Raw genomic sequence first — 22,464 nt, 5'->3', positions numbered from 1 at the left:
TAAGTTGAAAATTTTGTTGGTCTACGTTATCATTTTCATATAAAATGAAAAAGGAGAACAAACCAATGGCAATTATTTTACCTGATCTACCTTATGCTTACGATGCTTTGGAACCATATATTGATGAAGAAACGATGCACTTGCATCATGACAAACACCACAATACTTATGTCAATAATGTAAATGCGGCTCTGGCAAAACACCCTGAAATTGGTGAGGATTTGGAGCAACTTTTGTCAGATGTAGAAACGATTCCAGCGGATATTCGTCAAGCTGTTATCAATAACGGTGGTGGTCATCTCAACCACGCGCTTTTCTGGGAATTGATGACACCAGAAAAGACAGAGCCATCAGCAGCATTAGCAGCAGACCTTGAAGCAACATTTGGTTCATTTGAGGATTTCAAAGCAGCATTTACAACAGCTGCGACAAGTCGCTTTGGTTCAGGTTGGGCTTGGCTCGTGGTCAACCCAGACGGCAAATTAGAAGTGACTTCAACTGCTAACCAAGATACACCAATCTCTGAAGGAAAAACACCAATTTTAGGAATTGATGTTTGGGAACATGCCTACTATGTGAAATACCGCAATGTTCGTCCAGATTACATCAAAGCCTTCTTTTCAGTCATCAACTGGAACAAGGTCAATGAATTGTACGTAGCAGCAAAATAAGATGTGCAATGAGATAGAAAAAACGAATCTGATAAGGTTCGTTTTTTCTGTTATAGTAAAATTACCTATAAATTTCTTCCAAATAAAACCAGATTTGTTGTTTGAGGAAATTCAGAGAATGATCGTTTGTTCTGTCAATCACGCCAAAAACGAGATAATGATTTTTAAATAATAGCTCATAATCAATATTTTCTCCGACAATAATAATTTTTTCCTCCTTGTAAATACCTTATCATATGAGACAATCTTCTGATGAGCAAATCCCTAAACAATCATTCAACGTTGTTTAACAGTTTATCTTTGTAGTAATGAAAGAATGATTTTTTCGCAATGACACTCGTTACTTGTCCTTGCAAACCGTACTTCAAGATTTGGCTATCTTTTTTAGGTACGGAAGCTTTTGCAGTGATTTTAAACAGGTTTCCCTGTTTTGTTTCAGTAGCAGAAGTGTCAATGCTATTAATTTTACCGATAATAGTGATTGTCTGATTTCCAATTTTTTCTAAGATAAGTCGGGAAGTTTGTCCCTTTTTTAAATTGGTCATATAGGCTGAAGGCACGTAATAGGTGATAAGAACTTCTTTTGTTTTCGTGATATCTGGATAGATCTGAGCAATTTCCGTTCCTTTGGGGAGTAAAGACTTCTCTTTGAGCGCACTGCTGATATGAAGAATCCCTGTTTCGGGAGCAGTCAGTTGATTATTTTGAAGTTGAGCATTTGCTTGGTTCAATTGATTTTGCAAATCGGTAATTTTGGTCGAAAGGCTTGTTAACTGTTGGTCTGCTATTTGGATAAATTGTGTGCGAAGTACCTCAATTTTAGTCGAAAGGCTATTATCATAGGTTGTTGCAGTTCCAGTACCAGCTTTTTGAATGTTTAGATTGGCTAGGGAAGATTTGAGGTTGGATATATTCGTATTAATCTGAGATAGGTATTGATTTGTAGTTGACGGATCAGGTTTGACTTGATATTCATTTTTATATAGGTTAAAGGTTGCTTGATGAGGATTATTTTGGGGCAAATTTGAAGCGTTGCTAGAAATGGCATGATACAGTTCATGATAATCATTCATTTGTTTTGTTAATTCGTTCATTTGATCATCAATAGCAGCAATCGTATGGTTGGTTAAAGAAGCTTGTTTACTAACTTCGGAATTATTTTTTGAAATGCCGATAGTTAAATCTTCTGATTGTTTGATAAAATTGTTAAATGTGTTGGCATAGCCAAACTCATCTTTGTCTGTAAAAAGATTTGTTCCCTGCTGTAAACTGTTCTTTAATGTTTCTAATTCTGCTTTTTGGCGCTGGTAAGTGGCAAGTTGCGTTTCAATGGCTGTTTGTTGGGAAGCTTCCATATTTTTTGTATATTGAACCAACAACTCTCCTTTGGTGACGGTCTTATTTTCAGCTAAATGATTGGTCAGAACCGTATTGTCACTGGTTGACTGAATCATGGCAATGACTTTCGTTGGTGTGATTTCGCCAATGGATTTGACAGTCACTTCTTTTTGCCCGACAAAGGAAAAGAGGACAAGAAATAGAACGAAGATTGCCAAAGGCAGAATGAGAACAGTCGCAAAGTTGTGGTATCTTCGATGATAAAATTCTGCACTTTTAAACAGATTGGGATTCATAATTTACTCCTTATTTATTAAATAGATGATAATAAAAACCTTTTCTTCCTATCAATTCAGTATGAGAACCAGTTTCAATCACTTTTCCTTGGTCGAGGACAATAATCTGATTTGTACGCTTTGAGATGCTGAGACGATGAGCAACAAAAATAATGGTTTTGTCGGGTAATTTCATGAGATTATCAATGACTTTTTTCTCTGTTAAAACATCTAATCCACTCGTTGCTTCATCTAAAATGAGAATGGGAGATTTCGTCAGCAGAGCGCGTGCAAGTGCAATTCGTTGCTTTTGTCCACCAGATAATCCAGCTCCGTCAGACAATTCTGTCTGGTATCCCAGAGGCATTTGTTCAATGTCTGAGCGGATTTCTGCAATTTCACAAGCACGAAGAATGTCTGATTGAGAAACTGCTTGATTGGCTCCTAATGTGAGGTTTTCTAGAATGGATCCGCTAAAGATGTAAGCTTGCTGAGGTAGATAATTGATGTATTGACGAAGAACTTTCCTGTCAATTGTCTTGAGGTCATTTCCATTGAGGCGGATTTGCCCTTGATAAGGCTCATAAAAATGAACAATCATCTTAGCAAGTGTTGTTTTGCCCGAACCACTGATGCCGACAAGACTAATTTTATCTCCCTTCTTGATAGTCAAACTAATATCTGATAAAGTATCTCGTCCAAAGCCGTATTTATAGGAAACGTTATGGAAAGTAATGTCTCCAGCTAAGAATCTTTTTTCCGTAAGGACTTGCTTGGTTTTGAATTCAGATTCTACCAGATAAACTTCATTCAGTCGATGATTGGCAACTTTGGCTGATTGCAGTTTGGTTTGAAGATTGATGATACTTTCAAGTGGACTTGTGAAATACGAAAGGAGTGCATTGAAAGTAATCAATTGCCCAATCGAAATTTTTTGAGACATGACTAAAGAAGCTCCAAACCAGAGAATGATCACATTCAAAATAAATTGTGCTCCTTGTTTGAGTGCTGTCTGCATAATAGAATATTTACTTAACTTGAAAGTCTTATCCAGATAATCAACAAACTCGCTATCAATCTTCTGGTAACGACTTTCTTCGCTGGTTAAGGATTTAATGGTTTCAATTCCATTGATATCTTCGATAATGGCAGAATTTATCATAGCATTGCTTTGCATAACATCGTTGTTCATTTTTTCAAAAGGCTTCATAAAAGCAAAAATAATGAGAGCGTAGATAGGAATTGCAAGCAAGGTGAGTAAAAAGAGATTGGCGTTTTGCAGTAAAAGAACACTGCCGACAATCATCACAATGGACAAATCAAGAAAGAGAGACAGGATAGTTGAAGCTAGAGCATCAATAATGGAGTTGGCATCTGTAAAACGAGAAATAATCTCCCCAGTGCGTCTCGTCGCAAAAAAGGACATTGGTAATTCAAAAATATGCCGAATATAAGACAAAATCACATCAATTGTTAATCGTTGACTGAGCACTGTTAGCAGGTAGTCTCTTGAAAAACTCATCATTTGCTGTAAGATGTAGGCAATGATAAGCCCAATTGAAATAATCCCAAGAGTTGATTTCATCCGATTTGGGATGTATTCGTCCAAAACACCTTGCAGATAATAGGAGCCCACAATGTTGATGAGGGTCACGATCAAACTAGCTAAGACAATATAAAAAATCAAAGAACGCTGTTTAAAGATGAGTGGTAAAAGGCTAACAAGCCCGTCCTTCTTATCCTTATAAGGTTTATAGCTAGGTTTCGGTGCGAGAAAGATAGCAACACCAGTCCAATCTTTTGCAAATTGTTCTTTGCTAATTTTAGTTATTTTGACAGTTGGATCAGGATCACCGATAAGCAAATGCTTTTTCTCGTTTTTATAAACGACATAATAGTGCTGAAGGTTGCCGTTTTTATTGATATGTACGATGAAAGGATAGGGAAGCTCTTCTGTATCAAACAATGTCATATCTGCTTGGATTGGTCGGGTTTCAAAGCCCATTTCTTTTGCTGCTTTGACAATTCCAAGTGCAGTTGTCCCTTCTTTGTCTGTCTTTGCGAGCTCTCTCAAGTGTGCTAAAGAATAATTTGAACCATAGTATCTAGCAATGGAAGCCAGAGCAGCAATACCACAATCTCTAGCATCTATTTGCGGCACAAACGATTTTTTAAAATTCACTATAATATTTTCCTTTCGTCTTATACTGTTATTTTCTCTCAATTGTCAAGTCAAGTGCAACAAAGTTGTTCCTCTGATTAAGTGAGTATCTTTCAAGCTGTTTGAGTTAGCTCAAACAGCTTTTTTGAGGACTGATAGCCATGGATTCGTCTAGGTCTTTCATTGATAGCCTTTGTATAGTCCTCTAAAAGTGTCGGATTTAGTTTTTTTAGTGAGGATCCTTTGGGAATGAACTCTCTTAATAATCCATTGAAATTCTCATTTGTGCCTCGTTCATAAGATGAATAGGCATGTGCAAAATAAACATCTAATCCCTCTATCTTACTCAATGATGAAAATTCGTTTCCATTATCTGCAGTTATGGACTTAATGGGATAAAGTTTCATACACTCTAAGACTGCTTGATTGACATACTCTGCTTTCTTTTCCACGAGTTTCTTTGTGACAGCATAGCGTGTTTGTCGTTCTACCAATGTTAAAATAGAAGGTTCTCCTATTGTCTTTCCACCCAGAACAGAATCGATTTCCCAATCTCCAAAACGGGAACGATTATTAATCTCCTCTGGCCTTTCTTCAATTGACTTTCCTAGATGTTTCTTGGTAGAGGGACGCTTGTTAAATTTCTTACGAATCCGCACTGCTCTTGGTAAATCAATAACCTTAATCTCTAACAAACCTTGATGGATATAGTTATAGAGCGTCTTGGTTGAAGGAACAACTGCATCTACATGTTGGAGTCTATAGGTATGAACAAAGGTATCCACGCTATGCACCCTTGGTTTCTCTCTCATCGCTTCTATAAATTTTGTCAGAAAATCGTTCGATACACGATCCAGTTTTAGATAATAGCTGGTTTCTCTAGCATCCCGATAACGGTTATGGGCAGCATCTGCATAATAGTGTTGGTAGTAGACCTTCTGCCCATTGACTTTTTTCAATTGTGTTATGGAACCACGATTAATTTCACGAGTAATAGTAGAGCGATTTCTCCCCAGTCTACGAGCAATTTCAGCAGGTTTGAGTCCTACGCTTAAATAAGCTTCAATTTCTCCTCGCTCAGCTTCAGATAAGTGCTTGTAGGATTGATTTGTGGTAGAATAATTTGTGGACATGTTCATCTTCCTTTATACTGTTTTTCGCAACTCTAGTATATCAGATGAACATGTCTTCTGTGTTGCACTTCATTTTACAACAGGGCTACTGTTATTTTCTCAAAAAATAAAAGAAAAACAACACTCGAATCTTAAATGGCCGTTCTGATGTCTTAAATGATTAAAAATACCATTCAAGATGTCAAAGCTACCATTCAGGCTTATTTTAAATTAACTAGAATTGTTACTTTATACTGTATATATACAATAAAGGAAGTTGAAAATAGTTAATGATTCTGTTTATCATATCTTGTCATTTTTTCATTCTTCCTATATAATGAGGTATATAAGTTAGGAGAGGTGCATGAGTAAAAAGACAATAATTCCTTGTTTGATTGGTTGCTTTATGATATGTGGTGTGTTGGTGTTAAGTGCTGTGCACTTTGGGCAAGCTAGAAAGCCACATCATACGAAGGTAGCTAAAAGTTACACAGTTAGTCAAGAAAAGAAAAAAAGTCCGTCAAAAGAGTCGAAACCAGCAACTACTCGTGTTCCAACAAAAAGTATGGAAGAAAAGCAGAAAGTCATGGAAGTTGATTTGCCGGTAATGGGAGCTTATGGTTTGTATTATGATTATGCCAATCTAAATTTGGTTCAAGTCGTACAGGCGTATCTAGATGAGATGGGAATTGATCATTCACAAGTTGCATTTTCTTATAAGGATTTAACGAGTGGGCAAACCTATGCTATGAATGAGACGCAGCCGATGACAGCAGGCTCAACCTACAAATTGCCATTAAATATGTTGGTCGTTGATGAGGTAGAAAAGGGAAATTTATCACTAACCGAGCGGTTTGATATTACACATACTCGCTATGAATATATCGGTGAACACAATAATTACGTAGCGGCATTTAATGGGGAAATGAACATTCCTGAGATGCAGGAATACTCTCTTCTCTATTCTGAAAATACACCTGCTTATGCTTTAGCGGAACGCTTAGGTGGCTTGGATAAAGCCTATACGATGTATCAGCGCTATGGAAAAGGAAGGGGCGAGATTAAGACAATCAACCAACAGAATCAAACAACGACGGGTTATTATATTCAGGTATTGGATTATCTTTGGAAACATCAGGAAAAATATAAAGATATTTTGTATTATATCGGTGAGTCTTTTCCAAATGAATACTATAAACGATATGTAAGAGACATTCCAATCTACCAAAAGCCAGGTTATGTTGCAGAGGCATTAAATGTAGACGCAGTTGTGTGTGAGGAAAAGCCTTATTTGATTGCCCTTTATACAGCAGGACTGGGAGGAACGACTTCAGAGAGTGATGAAATCAGCGGTGTTGGTATTACGCAAGTTGGGCAATTGGCCTATGTCATCAATGAATGGCATCGAGTGAATATGAATTAAGATACATATATTTATGTGGCAAAGGACACGTTGTAAAAAGAACAAATTTCAGAAAAATGTAAGGGCTCTCTTTAAGATTGAAGCCCTTTTGTGTTATAATAAGAGCAGAATGTAAAAAAAGGATCACAAGGATATCATGATTAACAAAGAGCATTATCGTTACATTAGGGAACATCCTGCTTTTGAAAATTTACCAGTTGAATATTTTGATAAAATAGCGGTTGAGATTCAATTTCGTAAAGTACCAAAAGGACAAATTATTTTCTTTTCTGGAGACAAACGAGAGCGACTTTTTTTGATTTATAAAGGCTATGTTCGGATTGAACAGTACGACCAGACAGATTCATTTAATTACATTGATTATGTGAAAGAAAATACCATGTTTCCTTATGGTGGTATGTTTGAAGATAAAGATTATCATTATTCTGGGATTTCTGTGACGGATTTAGAATACTTTTCGATTCCTGTTGACTTGTATGAATATTATTCTAAGCAAACTATAAAGCAAACGTTATTCATTACACATAAGTTATCGAATATTTTGCGTTTCCATGAATTACGCTTGCGAAATTCTGTTTTGGCGAGTGCGACAGAGCGAGTTATCCAAGCGATTTCTATCTTGTGTATTGATTTTTGCCAAGATAGAGATGATATTCCTTTTGCACTTAGTATGAAAGAACTAGCTAAACTAGGTGCAACTACTCGTGAAACAGTTAATCAAGTGTTGAAAAAATTAACAGAAGAAAACATTATTCAATATAAACGAAAGAAACTAGTCTTTTTGGATAAAGAATACTTTTTAAAATATTTTGAAGATATGTAATGCAAAAGAGGGCGAAATTGTAGTAGAAAACGCAATTTCTTGTCCTCTTTTTCATTTAGAAAAATATGAGCTTAAGAATTTGATTTATTTCTAAAAAATAATTATTCATAAAACCAATAAAATGAATAGAATATTTATAGTAAGCGTTTTATTTTGGGAAAATATCTGAATTTATTTTAAAAAAAGCAAAGGATTTGGTGTTTTGAATGTACAATTGATTGTGAAAGCGCAAACAAAAGATATTACAATATAACATGTAAATAGAGCTTAAGGAAACTTAAGTCACAAAGAAAAAGAGGAGGACATAAGATGTCTACACATCCTATTCATGTTTTCTCAGAAATAGGAAAACTGAAAAAAGTTATGCTGCATCGTCCTGGTAAAGAGTTGGAAAACTTGATGCCAGACCACTTGGAACGTCTGCTTTTTGACGATATTCCATTTTTGGAAGACGCTCAAAAAGAACATGATGCTTTTGCAGATGCTCTTCGTAAAGAAGGTATTGAAGTTCTTTATCTTGAAAAGTTGGCCGCTGAATCATTGACTTCTCCAGAAATTCGTAACGAATTTATTAAAGAATATCTTGACGAAGCAAATATTCGCGGGGCACAAACAAAAGTTGCTATTCGCGACATTCTTCATGGTATAGAAGACAACCTTGAATTGGTTGAAAAGACAATGGCAGGTTTCCAAAAAGCAGAATTGCCAGAAATTCCTGAAGAAGCTAAAGGCTTGACAGACTTGGTAGAATCCGACTATCCATTTGCGATTGACCCAATGCCAAACCTTTACTTCACACGTGACCCATTTGCTACAATTGGTAATGCGGTGTCATTGAACCACATGTACTCAGATACACGTAATCGTGAAACACTTTATGGTAAATACATTTTCAAATACCACCCAGTATATGGTGGCAATGTTGACTTGGTTTATAACCGTGAAGAAACAACTCGTATCGAAGGTGGAGATGAACTCGTTCTTTCTAAAGATGTCCTTGCAGTAGGTATTTCACAACGTACAGACGCAGCATCTATTGAAAAACTTTTGGTTAACATCTTCAAGAAGAATGTTGGCTTCAAGAAAGTGATTGCATTTGAATTCGCTAATAATCGTAAATTCATGCACTTAGATACAGTCTTCACAATGGTTGACTATGACAAGTTCACGATTCACCCAGAAATTGAAGGCGACCTTCGCGTTTACTCTGTTACTTATGAAAATGAAAAACTTCATATTGCAGAAGAAAAAGGTGATTTAGCAGAATTGCTTGCTAAGAATCTTGGTATTGATAAAGTTCATTTGATTCGTTGCGGTGGTGGAAATACTGTTGCTGCTGCTCGTGAACAATGGAACGACGGTTCAAATACCCTTACAATTGCACCAGGCGTGGTAGTGGTATATGACCGTAACGTTGTTACAAATAAGATTCTTGAAGAATATGGACTTCGTTTGATTAAGATTCGCGGAAGTGAATTGGTTCGCGGTCGTGGTGGACCTCGTTGTATGTCAATGCCATTTGAACGTGAAGAACTTTAAGATTAGAAAGAGGAAATAATAGAATGACAAACTCAGTGTTCCAAGGACGTAGCTTCTTGGCAGAAAAAGATTTTACACGTGCAGAATTAGAATATCTTATCGGTTTAGCAGCTCATTTGAAAGATTTGAAAAAGCGCAATATTGAACATCACTATCTAGCAGGTAAAAATATTGCTCTCTTGTTTGAAAAAACTTCAACTCGTACTCGTGCAGCTTTCACAACAGCAGCGATTGACCTTGGTGCTCATCCAGAATACCTAGGAGCTAACGACATCCAACTTGGCAAGAAAGAATCTACTGAAGATACTGCTAAAGTATTGGGACGTATGTTTGATGGAATTGAATTCCGCGGATTCAGCCAACGCATGGTAGAAGAATTAGCAGAATTCTCAGGTGTTCCTGTATGGAATGGTTTGACAGACGAATGGCATCCAACTCAAATGTTAGCTGACTATTTGACAGTTCAAGAAAACTTTGGTCGTTTGGAAGGCTTGACTCTTGTCTACTGTGGTGACGGACGCAATAACGTTGCAAACAGCCTTCTTGTAACAGGTGCTATCCTAGGTGTGAATGTGCACATCTTCTCTCCAAAAGAACTCTTCCCAGCTGAAGATGTCGTGAAATTGGCAGAAGGATATGCGAAAGAAAGTGGCGCACATGTCTTAATTACTGACAATGCAGATGAAGCTGTTAAAGGTGCAGATGTCCTTTACACAGACGTTTGGGTATCTATGGGTGAAGAAGACAAATTCGCAGAACGTGTAGCCCTTTTGAAACCTTACCAAGTAAATATGGACTTGGTTAAGAAAGCTGACAATGAAGATTTGATCTTCTTACACTGCTTACCAGCTTTCCATGATACAAATACTGTCTATGGTAAAGACGTTGCTGAAAAATTCGGCGTGAAAGAAATGGAAGTAACTGACGAAGTATTCCGCAGCAAATACGCTCGCCAATTTGACCAAGCTGAAAACCGTATGCATACTATTAAAGCAGTTATGGCAGCAACTCTTGGTAACCTTTATATTCCAAAAGTATAATTTAAAACCAAAACCGTTTACCAACAGCTATGAGGGCTGCGACTAATAGCTTTAGTCCAGTCCTCATTTTTGATAGTGCTCGTTTCTATTGTTATTACTAAATACTAAAATAGAAACATAATACAAGAATAACTCTAAGGAGGCTCATTATTTATGGCAAATCGTAAAATCGTTGTGGCTTTGGGAGGGAATGCCATCCTTTCATCTGATCCGTCAGCAAAAGCACAACAAGAAGCATTAGCAGAAACAGCAAGTCATCTTGTAAAATTGATTAAAAATGGTGATGACTTGATTATCACTCACGGAAATGGACCGCAAGTTGGAAATCTTTTGTTGCAACATTTAGCAGCAGATTCTGAAAAAAATCCAGCATTTCCGTTAGATTCGCTTGTTGCAATGACAGAAGGAAGTATCGGCTACTGGTTGCAAAATGCTCTTCAAAATGCTTTACGTGAAGAAGGTATTGAAAAAGAAGTGGCTTCTGTTGTGACACAAGTCGTGGTTGACAAAAATGACCCAGCTTTCACAAATTTGAGCAAACCAATCGGACCATTCTACACAGAAGAAGAAGCAAAAGCAGAAGCTGAAAAGAGCGGAGCTACTTTCAAAGAGGATGCTGGACGTGGCTGGAGAAAAGTAGTTGCGTCACCAAAACCAGTTGGAATCAAAGAAATTGAAACCATTCGTACACTCATCAATGCAGGACACGTTGTTGTGGCTGCTGGTGGTGGCGGTATTCCCGTCATCAAGGAAGACAATGGTCATCTTGCAGGCGTAGAAGCAGTAATTGACAAAGACTTTGCTTCACAATGTTTGGCGGAATTGGTCGAAGCAGATCTCTTCATCGTTTTGACCGGTGTAGATTATGTCTATGTCAACTACAATAAACCAGATCAAGCCAAGTTAGAGCGTGTCAATGTAGCTCAATTAGAAGAATACATCAAGCAAGAACAGTTTGCACCAGGAAGTATGTTGCCTAAAGTGCAAGCAGCTATTGCCTTTGTAAATGATCGACCAGAAGGCGAAGCTGTCATTACTTCTCTTGAAAACTTAGGTGCTTTAATTGAGTCTGAAAGCGGAACGATTATTGAAAAGGGATAACAGAGTGTTATCATTTATAGGTTTAAGACTGTAATAAAACTTTTTAAAACAATGTTGGTGTTTCCTATTTTTAGATTTGCTTTCTTTTGATCTATTTTACTGTTGTGAAATGATAATTGTTTTGAAAATGACTAGTTTTTTCCAGATGAATATGTTAAAATATAGTCAAAGGAAGCGCTTTCTGAAAATGGGATTCGGTTAAATTTTTACAATTTGTTACATTTAGGAGGAAAACAAATGAGTGAAAAAACAAAAAAAGGGTTTAAGATGCCGTCATCTTATACCGTTTTGATGATTATCATTGCTATTATGGCAGTATTGACCTGGATTATTCCAGCTGGTCAATATGATGCTGATAAGTCTGGTAATCTAATTACAGGAACTTACAAGACCGTTGCTCAAAATCCACAAGGGATTTGGGATGTCTTAATGGCTCCGATTCGTGCTATGCTTGGTAAAGAACCTACTAAAGCAGCGATTGATGTTGCCTTCTTTATCTTGATGGTTGGTGGTTTCCTTGGTGTTGTCAATGAAACAGGTGCTTTGGATGTAGGGATTGCTTCTATTGTCAAAAAGTACAAAGGCCGCGAAAAGATGTTGATTGTCGTTTTAATGCCTTTGTTTGCTCTTGGTGGCTCAACTTATGGTATGGGCGAAGAAACTATGGCTTTCTATCCACTTCTTGTGCCAGTTATGATGGCAGTAGGATTTGATAGTTTGACTGCGGTAGCTATTATCCTTCTTGGTTCTCAAATTGGATGTTTGGCTTCTACTCTAAACCCATTTGCTACAGGTATAGCTTCTGCGACAGCAGGTGTGGGTACTGGTGACGGTATCGTTCTTCGGTTAATCTTCTTTGTTGTGATGACAGCACTTGGTACGTATTTCGTTTATCGTTATGCGGATAAGATTCAAAAAGATCCGACAAAATCTTTGGTTTATAGCCATCGAGAAGAAGATTTGAAACACTTTAATGTAGATGCAGTTGCTAATGTAGAATCTACTCTTAGCAAGAAACAAAAACAAGTGTTGGTACTCTTTGTCTTGACCTTTGTTCTTATGATTATGAGTTTCATTCCGTGGACGGATTTGAACGTAAATGTCTTTGAAAACTTCAACAAATGGTTGGTTGGCATTCCTGTAATTGGTAAAATTGTGGGTACATCAACTTCTGCATTAGGTACTTGGTACTTCCCAGAAGGAGCAATGCTTTTTGCAGTTATGGGTATTATCATTGGTTTTGTTTACCGCATGAAAGAAGATCGCTTCATCACTGTATTTATCAATGGTGCAGCTGATTTGCTTGGTGTTGCACTTATCGTAGCTGTTGCTCGTGGTATTCAAGTCATCATGAACGATGGTATGATTACGGCTACAATCCTTCACTGGGGTGAAGTAGGACTCAAGGGTCTATCATCTCAAGTATTTATCGTATTGACTTATATTTTCTATCTGCCAATGTCATTCCTTATCCCATCAACATCTGGTCTTGCCAGTGCAACAATGGGTATCATGGCACCTCTTGGAAAATTCGTCAACGTTCCAGCAAGCTTGATTATCACTGCTTACCAATCTGCTTCTGGTCTTTTGAACCTTGTTACTCCAACATCTGGTATCGTTATGGGAGCACTTGCTCTTGGACGTATTGATTTGGGTACTTGGTGGAAATTCGTTGCAAAATTGGTTGCAGGAATCTTTGTAGTAAGTATTCTACTTCTTATTTTAGGAACGTTCTTATAATAGGAAAATAACGAGGTGTTCTTTATGAAACAATTTTTAACCGAAGAAATTAAGTCTGATTATTTAGAATCGCTGAAAACAATCGTTTCCTACCCATCAGTTCTTAATGAAGGAGAAAGCGGAACACCTTTCGGACAATCTATTCAAAACGTCTTAGAAAAAATGCTAGAGATCACTAGGAGTTTAGGTTTTAAAACTTACATTGATCCTCAAGGCTATTATGGATATGCAGAAATCGGTCAAGGAGAAGAACTCCTGGCCGTTCTCTGCCATTTAGACGTTGTTCCTGCGGGAGATTTGTCTGATTGGGAAACTCCTCCATTTGAAGCGACGATAAAAGATGGTTGGATACATGGGCGTGGGGTTCAGGACGATAAAGGTCCGTCTCTAGCTGCACTTTATGCTGTTAAAGCACTGATGGATGCGGGTGTGACATTTAACAAGCGGATTCGTTTTATCTATGGTACAGACGAAGAAACACTGTGGCGCTGTATGGCTCGTTACAATGAGCTAGAAGAAACAGCAACACTTGGTTTTGCGCCTGACTCATCTTTTCCATTAACCTATGCCGAAAAAGGATTGCTGCAAATTAAATTGCATGGTCCTGGTTCACAAGCGCTTGCTATCGAGGCAGGAGAAGCCTTTAATGTTGTACCTGCAAAAGCAAGCTATACGGGAAATTTAGCAGATTCGTTAGAAGCAGAGTTAAAAAAAGCTACATTTGAATATGAACGGTCAGGCGATACAGTCACTGTCATCGGTGTTCCTAAGCATTCAAAAGATGCGGCTGAAGGAGTGAACGCCATTGTACGTTTGACTACAGGACTAAATCCGCTTGTTCAACACTCTGCCATTCAATTTATCGCTGAAGTAGTTGGGGAAGATGCCACAGGCAGCCGCTTGTTTGGTGAAATTTCAGATGAGCCTTCAGGAACCTTGTCCTTCAATATCTCTGGATTAACCATAAATCCAGACAAGTCTGAAATTCGGATTGACATGCGGATTCCAGTTCTTGCAGACAAAAATAAATTAGTACAAGAATTAAGCCAAATTGCTGAAAAATATCAATTGCATTATGAAGAGTTTGACTATCTTGCACCATTATATGTGCCGCTTGATAGTGAATTGGTCAGTACGTTAATGGCTGTCTATAAAGAAAAAACCAATGATGACAATCCTGCTGTGTCCTCTGGTGGTGCTACATTTGCTCGCACCATGCCAAATTGCGTGGCCTTTGGCGCACTTTTCCCTGGTGCTTTGCAAACAGAACATCAAGCTAATGAACGAACTGTGATTGAGGATTTGTATAAAGCAATGGATATCTATGCTGAAACGATTTATCGCTTAGCTGTAGAATAGTTAGAAGAAAGTAGAAGTGAGAATGAACTTGTAAATTGTACAAGAATTTATTTTTCGCCCTGCTAGCAGTCAATCATTAAGACAATACGGTATTACTAACTAAAATAAAGCTACGACTGGATAAAAATCCAGCCATAGCTTTTTAATTTTTACTAAAAAAGAATGGAGGTGCAAACTGTTTTAATTTGTTAAAACAATCTTGCGCTTTTTGATTGTCCTCGCAGATAATCAAGCAGACATCATCACCGCAGACTGTCGCAACAATTTCGGAAAATTCTAAAGCATCTAAGATAGAGCCGAATGATTGTGCCAAACCAGGGAGTGTTTTCATGACGACTTGGTTTTGAACAGGACGCAGCATAATCAAGGCATCTTCCATATAGAGGCGCAGCCGTTTTTCCCAGCGTGAAGGTGCCATGCTATTGATAATGTAATAAGAAATATCTGCCTCGTGTACTTTTACTAAGTTCAAAGCTTTAATGTCTCGAGAAAGTGTGGATTGCGTCACTGTAACGCCATTTGCTGAAAGCAAATCTTGTAATTCTTGTTGTGTGTGAATTTTTTTCTCTAGGACAAGCGAGCGAATGAGTCGATGACGACTTTCAATTTTATTCATATTTCACCTATTATTTTATAAACATGGCATCGCCAAAACTGAAAAAGCGATATTTTTCATCAATGGCATGCTGATAAGCAGAGAGCACTAATTTTCTGCCCGCAAATGCTGAGACGAGCATGACAAGAGTGGACTTAGGTAAGTGGAAATTGGTAGAAAAGGCGTCCACCACTTTCCAATCATAACCTGGTTTGATAAAGATATTGGTCCAGCCGGAGTCAGCTTTGATTTTCCCATTAAATTTTGAACCGATTGTCTCCAGTGTACGGATAGAAGTTGTTCCAACTGCAATGACACGATGTCCACTAGCTTTGACTTGTCGAAGCGTGTTAGCTGCCTCTTCAGACAATGTATAGAATTCTGAGTGCATTTCGTGTTCGTCTATATTATCTACAGAGACAGGACGAAAGGTTCCTAGCCCGACATGAAGCGTCAGATAGACTAATTTCACACCTTTGGCTTCAATCTGAGCTAGCAGCTCTTTGGTAAAATGAAGCCCGGCAGTAGGAGCAGCAGCTGAGCCATTTTCTTTAGCATAAACAGTCTGATAGCGCTCACGGTCTTTTAGCTTTTCATGAATATAAGGCGGTAATGGCATTTCGCCCAGACTTTCAAGCACTTCTAAGAAAATGCCTTGGTAATGGAAACGTACAATTCGTCCGCCGTGCTCTAATTCTTCTAAGACGGTTGCATTCAATCGTCCATCGCCAAAAGAAATAGCAGCTCCGACTTTTAAACGTTTGGCTGGCTTCGCTAGCACTTCCCAATCATCCCCTGCGATGTTTTTCAACAGTAGTAATTCAACATGTCCGCCTGTTTCAGGTTTTTCACCATGAAGGCGTGCTGGTAAGACGCGCGTATCATTCATAACCAAAGCGTCTCCGGGATTTAATTGGTCGATAATGGCATCAAAGTGAGTATCTTCCATTTGACCAGTTTCGTGATTGACTACTAAAAGGCGGGAAGCATCTCGCTTTTTTAAAGGTGTTTGTGCGATTAACTCTTCTGGTAAATGAAAGTCAAAATCAGCAGTATTCATATATTCTCCTTAGGCTGTAAATAAAATCCATAACGAATAACAAGAAGCAACAAGTGGCAGGCACATGAGTAAAATACCTAAAATCAGTAAGGTATAATGCCACAGTCGCTTGGTTTTGAGAAGGAGTGCAGTTATGACAAAAGCAACTCCTAACAAAAATAAACAGAATAAATAGACTAACATTCTTCTATTATAACACGATTTTTCTTGCAAACAAGCTCGTATTCTTTAAAAAGGAATAAATTCTCTTGACAAAAATTGGTCTATACCATATAATGTAATTAAATAAGGAAAAGGAGCTTAGCGATGAGAATTATTCAAGTGGAAAATCAAGTAGACGGTGGTAGAGTAGCTTTTGAATTATTAAAAGAAAAATTAGCGAAAGGAGCTAAAACGTTAGGCTTAGCGACAGGTAGCAGTCCTTTGAGTTTTTACGAGCAAATTGTTGAAAGTGATCTTGACTTGACAGATTTAACAAGTGTGAATTTGGACGAGTACATCGGGCTAAGTGGAGAAAATCCTCAGTCATATCGCTATTTCATGCAGGAGCATTTGTTTGATAAAAAGCCATTTAAGGAAAGCTTCTTGCCAAATGGTGTTGCAGAAAATGCGGAAGCGGAAATCAAACGCTACAATCACGTTCTGGCAGAGCATCCTGTTGATTTGCAAATTTTAGGAATTGGCACAAATGGTCATATTGGTTTTAATGAGCCGGGAACTAGTTTTGACAGTACGGTTCATGTAGTGGATTTGGAGCAATCAACCATTGAAGCCAATGCTCGTTTCTTTGACAGGATAGAAGATGTGCCAACTCAAGCTTACTCAATGGGCATTCAAAATATTCTCAATGCAAAGTCCATTATTTTATTTGCTTATGGTGCCTCAAAAGCAAAAGCGATTGCAGGAACAGTAGAAGGATCGATTACAGAGGAATTGCCAGGCAGCGCCCTTCAAAAACATGAAGATGTTGTGATTATTGCAGATAAGGAAGCCTTAAGTCTATTGAAAAAATAAGAATCTATTTCCTATCTAATTTTTAGGTAGGTTTTTTGGTATTTTGAAAAAGTTTGTTATCTTAATAAAAAAAGTATGTTATACTAGAAACCGAGTGAAAACTTAGGAGGATTCTAGTGAAAAAGCTGTTAGCTATTGTTTGTTTTTTGGCATTGTGTTGGGGAGTAACTTCTATTCATGCGGACGAGTTAGTTGATATGGCACAAAAAATGTATCCAAACGAGAAGATCAATCCAATCAATCGACCTAAATCGTCCTTGATTGTAGATGCTAATACGGGAAATATCCTTTGGCAAGACAATATTGATGAAGTTCGTGATCCTGCTAGTATGAGCAAATTGATGACATTGTATTTGGTATTTGAAGCGATTCAGCAAGGAAAATTAAATGAAAATACAATTATCAAAGCAACACCACGTGATGAAGCAATTGCCAAAATTTACGAAATTTCCAACAATAAAATTGTGGCAGGAGTAGATTATACTGTTTCTGAATTGATTACGATGACAGCTGTTCCATCTTCAAATGCGACAACTGTCATGTTAGCCAATTATTTATCTAATAATGATCCAGATACATTTTTGGATATGATGAATGCCAAGGCAAAAGAATTGGGTATGACCAATACAAAATGGTTCAATGCTAGCGGAGCTGCAGCTGTTTCTTTCAAAGGCTTGTATACTCCACAACGGTATGATAACAACGCAGCCAATCAGACAACAGCGCGCGATTTAGCCATTTTAGGATACCATTTCGTCAAGAATTATCCAAATATTTTAAATTACACCAATAAACCAGTCGTAACGGTGAAAAAGGGAACGCCGTATGAAGAAACCTTTGAAACCTATAATTACTCACTTCCCGGTGCCAAATATGGCATTGAAGGCGTCGAAGGTTTAAAGACAGGGTCAAGTCCACGAGGAGCCTTTAATTACATCGCAACGATTAAACGAGGTAATCAGCGTTTGATTAGTGTTGTCATGGGAGTTGGAAATTGGGCTGATCAAGATGGAGAATATTATCGTCACCCATTTGGGAATGCTTTGATCGAAAAAGCCTATGCTGATTATGAATATAAAAAAGTTTTTAATGCTGGTAAGCGAAAAATCAATGGAAAGACCTATAAATTATCAAAAGATTTATATGCCACAGTGAAAAAAGGAACTGCAGCAAAAACGGTTGTGGAAAATGGAGTATTGAAAAACGAGAATGGTTTGGAACAACTTTCTTCGCTCATTTCGAACGGAGAACATGTTACAGAAAAAGGAAGAACAACTAAAAACAGTACAGCTAAATCAACTGTAAAAACTACAACAGCAAAATCTAGCGGAAAAAGTTTGAAGCAACTCTTCTTAGATTATCACATTCTGGTCGCAGTTCCGTTGCTCATTCTTTTGCTCATTGTCGTTTTTGAAGCAACGAAACGTAAGCAAAGAAGAAAACAGCGTACAACTAACGATACACAGCTATCTCGTCGTCAGAAACGTTAATCACTCATTGCAGAATAGAAAGCTCGATTGATTTATCCAATCGGGCTTTGTCACCTTTTTAGGGAGAAGGAAAATCATGTTTAAGAAATTTCAGAATAGCTATTTCGCTTATTTTTTAATGTATAATTTTTATTTTTTATCGTACTCATTGTTTTCAACTTTAATTTCTGTTTATATGTTGGATAAGGGGTACTCAGCTAGTCAAGTTTCATTTGTTGTTTCTGCTTCGTTCTTTTCTTCTATGATTGTGCAGCCTATTATGGGTGTTTTAAATGATATGATTGGCATTAAAAGAGTAACCATTTATAGTTTCCTTCTGATTATTGTGGGGGCAATCTTTTTTATGCAAGCCAATAATCTTTTACTGCTGACGATTTGGTATAGTGCTGTTTTAATGTTGGTAAATGGTGTCAACCCTGTTATGGATGTGCTGGCGGCTCAAAGTCCTTATACTTATGGGAAAATCCGTATCTGGGGCACTTTTGGTTATGCAATGGGTTCGCAATTGGCAGGCTTGATTTATAAATTCATCTCTCCTCAAGCAATTTTCATTGTGTTTATCGGCATGATGTGTGTGAGCATTCTTGGAGTGCTAGGGATTGATCCGAAACACGATCAACCTCGCAAAAAGACTAAACAAACGAAAAATGATTCCTATATTGGACAGATTTTTAAAAATAAAACATATTTGTTTTACCTCGTTATTGTAGCGCTCTATTCTGGAGTGGGAAATACAGGGCATACTTATATTCCTTCTATGTTAGAGCACAGCGGTTTAAGTGTCAATATGGCAACAACTGTGGTAGCTATTTCTGTGATTTGTGAGTCGCCCTTAATTTTCTTTTCTTATCTTTTTATGGATAAGATTCCAATTAAAAAATTGCTCTACATTCCTTTGGGAATTTTGCTTTTACAGTATGTAATTTATGGGTTGGATTTGGGGCTTACCTCCAAGATTCTCTTGACTTTGATGTCCAAGCACGCCACAGGCATGTTGCTGATTATGGTGACCCTGAAGATTGTTGCTAACTTAGTAGATGAGAAATATCTGGTGACAGCCATTGCACTTGTTCAAACAGCGCGAAATTTGGGAACCATTCTGATTCAGAATATTGCAGGCGATTTGATAGACCAGTCTGGCTATGAAATGATGAGCTTTTTCTTAGCTGGTGTAATGATTGCTGTTATTATTCTTGTGGCGTTTTTAAAAATTCCAGAGCGAAAGAATCAAAACTTATTTGGCTAAAGCAGGAGACGTGTAAAAAAGCTGGGACGAAAGCCTCCAGCTTCATGGCATATTGTATAATAAAGCAATGATACAGTAGTAGTTGTCAGATAGGACTTGTGAAGCAAGTCTTAACGTTGTTTGCTTTTTAAGCTTGAAAAGCACTTTTGACAAAAACGTCGTTTGCGTCATTCCCCACTTTGACAGTCTGAGAGATTATTAAGTAACTTTACGGGTGAAACAGAATTAAAAATTTTCAAATTTTAGTTCTGTTTCACTCTTTTTATTTTACTCGTTTGTTTTTTTCCTAAATAGAAAGAGGCACACACAGGCAATCAGGCTGATACATCCATAAATGACTAAAAACGAAAGTGCAATATTAAAAGGCTTGATACCAAGTAGAAAAAGTCCTGTTTTTAAAACACCGTCTATAAAACCAGCAAAGATAAAAGTAGAAACTTTCTTTTTCTGAAAGAAAAGAGGTAAGCTAAAAGGAAAAGTAAAGAGGAAGAGAGAAAGCGGGCGTGAATCAATGGGCAAAAAGTATACTAAAAAGGCTATTATCGAACAAGTTATAGCAATAATAGGTATATAACTCAAAGATTTTTTGTAAACATTGAAGAAATTTGTAATCATAGCTGAATGAGACGCCCTTTCTTGGATAGAGAAACATGATGTAGATTTTATATTCTTTTTCTTCATTATAGAAATAAATGAGTAGAAAAGCAGGCGCTTTCACAAACTTTGAATTTATTTCTATCATTTTTCCGCATTGCTGTGGCAAAAATATGAATTTTAAAAGCGTTTTTTTAGGAGTATAATAAAAATATCAAAATTAGGAGGATTTTAGACATGTCAACATTTAAAGACGGATTTCTCTGGGGCGGAGCAGTTGCAGCTCATCAACTGGAAGGTGGTTGGCAAGAAGGTGGCAAGGGCATTAGTGTGGCTGATGTGATGACAGCAGCTCGCCACGGGGTTCCGCGTGAAATTACGGCAGGAGTGTTGCCGGGCAAATATTACCCAAATCATGAAGCAATTGATTTTTATCATCGTTATAAGGGGGACATTGCTCTGTTTGCGGAAATGGGCTTCAAGTGCTTCCGAACTTCTATCGCTTGGACGCGGATTTTTCCTAAGGGAGACGAAGGAGAGCCCAACGAAGCCGGTCTGCAGTTCTACGATGATCTTTTTGATGAATGCCTCAAATATGGGATTGAACCGGTCATTACTCTATCTCACTTTGAAATGCCTTATCATTTGGTAACCGAGTATGGTGGTTGGAAGAACCGCAAGGTTATTGATTTCTTCGTCCGCTTTGCAGAAGTCGTCTTCAAGCGCTATAAGGACAAGGTCAAATACTGGATGACCTTCAATGAAATCAACAATCAAGCCAACTACCAAGAAGATTTTGCTCCTTTCACCAATTCCGGGATTTTCTACAAAGAAGGAGATGACCGGGAGGCCATCATGTATCAGGCAGCTCACTACGAATTGGTGGCTTCTGCACGAGCAGTTAAAATCGGTCATGAAATCAATCCCGACTTCCAAATTGGCTGTATGATTGCCATGTGTCCGATTTATCCAGCTACTTGCAATCCTAAGGATGTCCTCATGGCTATGAAAGCCATGCAAAAGCGTTATTATTTTGCAGATGTCCATGTTTTCGGTCTCTATCCGGAACATATTCTTAAATATTGGGAAAGAAAAGGTATAAAGGTTGATTTTACCGAGCAGGATCAGGAAGATTTGCTGGCTGGAACGGTTGATTACATCGGCTTTAGCTACTATATGTCCTTTGCCATTGATTCCCACCGGGAAAACAATCCCTACTTTGACTATGTGGAAACCGAGGACCTGGTTAAGAATACTTATGTTCAGGCTTCAGAATGGGACTGGCAGATTGACCCAGAAGGTCTGCGCTATGCTCTCAACTGGTTCACCGATCATTATCACCTACCGCTCTTTATCGTAGAAAATGGTTTTGGTGCCATTGACAAAGTGGAAGCGGACGGTATGGTGCATGATGATTACCGGATTGACTATTTGGGCGCCCATATACGGGAAATGAAAAAGGCTGTGGTAGAAGACGGGGTTGACCTCATGGGTTATACACCTTGGGGCTGTATCGACTTGGTGTCTGCAGGTACCGGTGAAATGCGCAAACGTTACGGTTTCATCTATGTAGACAAGGACGATGAGGGAAATGGAACCTATGAGCGTTCGCCTAAGAAATCTTTTGCTTGGTATAAGGAAGTGATAGCTTCAAATGGAGCAGCAGTAGACTAAATCGGAGATTATCATGAGTAAAAGAATAACCTATGTCATCAAATTTTCTAAAGGAGTCGCTGTGCCAGATTTGGCTAGCAATCCAGCTATTACCTAGCATTTAACCATTAAGTTGAAAAATGCAGACGGTTTTGTCGTAGACAGTGACATCAATGATGTGAAGATTCAAGAGTTGATAATGTCTGCTTACGGTTTGGAAAAGAAAGATG

17 protein-coding genes are annotated in these 22,464 nt (G+C 37.9%); 12 read left to right on the top strand and 5 right to left on the bottom strand.

All coding sequences use genetic code 11. From position 1 onward, the window contains the following. Window positions 1-65: 65 nt before the first annotated feature. Window positions 66-671 carry a superoxide dismutase gene (locus ABKA15_RS06465; RefSeq protein ID WP_022525198.1) on the top strand — a complete coding sequence of 202 codons (606 nt, stop codon included), beginning with the start codon at window positions 66-68 and terminating at the stop codon, window positions 669-671. Between the two features lie 272 nt (window positions 672-943). Here the strand turns inward: ABKA15_RS06465 and ABKA15_RS06460 are convergent, their stop codons facing one another. The 3 genes from ABKA15_RS06460 to ABKA15_RS06450 form a co-directional block, all read right to left on the bottom strand. Next, on the bottom strand, window positions 944-2,305 hold the full coding sequence (locus ABKA15_RS06460; protein WP_350015324.1) for a bacteriocin secretion accessory protein: 1,362 nt from the start codon (window positions 2,303-2,305) through the stop codon (window positions 944-946). Window positions 2,306-2,315: 10 nt separating this feature from the next. Next, window positions 2,316-4,469, bottom strand: coding sequence for a peptide cleavage/export ABC transporter (locus tag ABKA15_RS06455; protein WP_152907043.1), 2,154 nt, complete (start codon window positions 4,467-4,469; stop codon window positions 2,316-2,318). An 89-nt stretch (window positions 4,470-4,558) separates the two neighbouring features. Then, on the bottom strand, window positions 4,559-5,578 hold the full coding sequence (locus ABKA15_RS06450; RefSeq protein WP_192208547.1) for an IS30 family transposase: 1,020 nt from the start codon (window positions 5,576-5,578) through the stop codon (window positions 4,559-4,561). 343 nt (window positions 5,579-5,921) lie between these two features. Here ABKA15_RS06450 and ABKA15_RS06445 point away from each other — a divergent pair, with 343 nt between their 5' ends. The 7 genes from ABKA15_RS06445 (at window position 5,922) to ABKA15_RS06415 (ending at window position 14,582) form a co-directional block, all read left to right on the top strand. Further along, a complete protein-coding gene (locus tag ABKA15_RS06445; RefSeq protein WP_080984160.1) occupies window positions 5,922-6,980 on the top strand; it encodes a serine hydrolase in 1,059 nt (352 codons plus the stop codon). Window positions 6,981-7,116: 136 nt separating this feature from the next. Beyond that, window positions 7,117-7,803: a Crp/Fnr family transcriptional regulator gene (locus ABKA15_RS06440; protein ID WP_049513746.1), complete on the top strand. Its 687-nt coding sequence runs from the start codon at window positions 7,117-7,119 to the stop codon at window positions 7,801-7,803. 309 nt (window positions 7,804-8,112) lie between these two features. After that, a complete protein-coding gene (gene arcA, locus ABKA15_RS06435) occupies window positions 8,113-9,342 on the top strand; it encodes an arginine deiminase (RefSeq protein ID WP_049513745.1) in 1,230 nt (409 codons plus the stop codon). A 23-nt stretch (window positions 9,343-9,365) separates the two neighbouring features. Continuing rightward, window positions 9,366-10,382, top strand: coding sequence for an ornithine carbamoyltransferase (gene argF, locus ABKA15_RS06430; protein ID WP_049513744.1), 1,017 nt, complete (start codon window positions 9,366-9,368; stop codon window positions 10,380-10,382). 153 nt (window positions 10,383-10,535) lie between these two features. Continuing rightward, on the top strand, window positions 10,536-11,483 hold the full coding sequence (arcC, locus tag ABKA15_RS06425; RefSeq protein WP_003025409.1) for a carbamate kinase: 948 nt from the start codon (window positions 10,536-10,538) through the stop codon (window positions 11,481-11,483). 237 nt (window positions 11,484-11,720) lie between these two features. Continuing rightward, a complete protein-coding gene (locus ABKA15_RS06420) occupies window positions 11,721-13,223 on the top strand; it encodes a YfcC family protein (protein ID WP_049508616.1) in 1,503 nt (500 codons plus the stop codon). A 24-nt stretch (window positions 13,224-13,247) separates the two neighbouring features. Then, window positions 13,248-14,582, top strand: coding sequence for a dipeptidase (locus ABKA15_RS06415; RefSeq protein WP_049513743.1), 1,335 nt, complete (start codon window positions 13,248-13,250; stop codon window positions 14,580-14,582). Between the two features lie 142 nt (window positions 14,583-14,724). On the opposite strand, the gene ABKA15_RS06410 is transcribed toward ABKA15_RS06415, so the two are convergent. Both ABKA15_RS06410 and queA read right to left on the bottom strand, forming a co-directional pair. Beyond that, window positions 14,725-15,198, bottom strand: coding sequence for an arginine repressor (locus tag ABKA15_RS06410; protein WP_049513742.1), 474 nt, complete (start codon window positions 15,196-15,198; stop codon window positions 14,725-14,727). Between the two features lie 10 nt (window positions 15,199-15,208). After that, window positions 15,209-16,237 carry a tRNA preQ1(34) S-adenosylmethionine ribosyltransferase-isomerase QueA gene (gene queA / locus ABKA15_RS06405; protein WP_049513741.1) on the bottom strand — a complete coding sequence of 343 codons (1,029 nt, stop codon included), beginning with the start codon at window positions 16,235-16,237 and terminating at the stop codon, window positions 15,209-15,211. Window positions 16,238-16,543: 306 nt separating this feature from the next. Between queA and ABKA15_RS06400 the strand changes: the two genes are divergently transcribed. The 4 genes from ABKA15_RS06400 (at window position 16,544) to ABKA15_RS06385 (ending at window position 22,255) form a co-directional block, all read left to right on the top strand. After that, a complete protein-coding gene (locus tag ABKA15_RS06400) occupies window positions 16,544-17,251 on the top strand; it encodes a glucosamine-6-phosphate deaminase (protein WP_049513740.1) in 708 nt (235 codons plus the stop codon). Between the two features lie 116 nt (window positions 17,252-17,367). Further along, window positions 17,368-18,741 (top strand): DUF1958 domain-containing protein, encoded by a 1,374-nt coding sequence (locus tag ABKA15_RS06395; RefSeq protein ID WP_049513739.1) that lies wholly within the window; start codon window positions 17,368-17,370, stop codon window positions 18,739-18,741. Between the two features lie 76 nt (window positions 18,742-18,817). Next, the gene (locus ABKA15_RS06390) at window positions 18,818-19,987 is read left to right on the top strand and encodes an MFS transporter (protein ID WP_049513738.1); all 1,170 of its coding nucleotides are present in this window, start codon (window positions 18,818-18,820) and stop codon (window positions 19,985-19,987) included. An 831-nt stretch (window positions 19,988-20,818) separates the two neighbouring features. Then, window positions 20,819-22,255 (top strand): 6-phospho-beta-glucosidase, encoded by a 1,437-nt coding sequence (locus ABKA15_RS06385; protein ID WP_186832709.1) that lies wholly within the window; start codon window positions 20,819-20,821, stop codon window positions 22,253-22,255. The last annotated feature ends 209 nt before the right edge of the window (window positions 22,256-22,464 follow it).

This window comes from Streptococcus sp. KHUD_010 (assembly GCF_040207525.1).
GTDB lineage: Bacteria > Bacillota > Bacilli > Lactobacillales > Streptococcaceae > Streptococcus > Streptococcus hominis.
The sequence above is the reverse complement of the archived record's forward strand: the minus strand, read 5'-3'. Positions and strand labels throughout refer to the sequence as shown.

What these genes read in the sequence shown, in the direction of transcription:
- ABKA15_RS06465 (WP_022525198.1), top strand. Translation starts at nt 66, where the DNA reads ATGGCAATTATTTTACCTGATCTACCTTATGCTTACGATGCTTTGGAA.
- ABKA15_RS06460 (WP_350015324.1), bottom strand. Translation starts at nt 2,305, where the DNA reads ATGAATCCCAATCTGTTTAAAAGTGCAGAATTTTATCATCGAAGATAC.
- ABKA15_RS06450 (WP_192208547.1), bottom strand. Translation starts at nt 5,578, where the DNA reads ATGTCCACAAATTATTCTACCACAAATCAATCCTACAAGCACTTATCT.
- ABKA15_RS06445 (WP_080984160.1), top strand. Translation starts at nt 5,922, where the DNA reads ATGAGTAAAAAGACAATAATTCCTTGTTTGATTGGTTGCTTTATGATA.
- ABKA15_RS06440 (WP_049513746.1), top strand. Translation starts at nt 7,117, where the DNA reads ATGATTAACAAAGAGCATTATCGTTACATTAGGGAACATCCTGCTTTT.
- arcA (WP_049513745.1), top strand. Translation starts at nt 8,113, where the DNA reads ATGTCTACACATCCTATTCATGTTTTCTCAGAAATAGGAAAACTGAAA.
- argF (WP_049513744.1), top strand. Translation starts at nt 9,366, where the DNA reads ATGACAAACTCAGTGTTCCAAGGACGTAGCTTCTTGGCAGAAAAAGAT.
- arcC (WP_003025409.1), top strand. Translation starts at nt 10,536, where the DNA reads ATGGCAAATCGTAAAATCGTTGTGGCTTTGGGAGGGAATGCCATCCTT.
- ABKA15_RS06420 (WP_049508616.1), top strand. Translation starts at nt 11,721, where the DNA reads ATGAGTGAAAAAACAAAAAAAGGGTTTAAGATGCCGTCATCTTATACC.
- ABKA15_RS06415 (WP_049513743.1), top strand. Translation starts at nt 13,248, where the DNA reads ATGAAACAATTTTTAACCGAAGAAATTAAGTCTGATTATTTAGAATCG.
- ABKA15_RS06410 (WP_049513742.1), bottom strand. Translation starts at nt 15,198, where the DNA reads ATGAATAAAATTGAAAGTCGTCATCGACTCATTCGCTCGCTTGTCCTA.
- queA (WP_049513741.1), bottom strand. Translation starts at nt 16,237, where the DNA reads ATGAATACTGCTGATTTTGACTTTCATTTACCAGAAGAGTTAATCGCA.
- ABKA15_RS06400 (WP_049513740.1), top strand. Translation starts at nt 16,544, where the DNA reads ATGAGAATTATTCAAGTGGAAAATCAAGTAGACGGTGGTAGAGTAGCT.
- ABKA15_RS06390 (WP_049513738.1), top strand. Translation starts at nt 18,818, where the DNA reads ATGTTTAAGAAATTTCAGAATAGCTATTTCGCTTATTTTTTAATGTAT.
- ABKA15_RS06385 (WP_186832709.1), top strand. Translation starts at nt 20,819, where the DNA reads ATGTCAACATTTAAAGACGGATTTCTCTGGGGCGGAGCAGTTGCAGCT.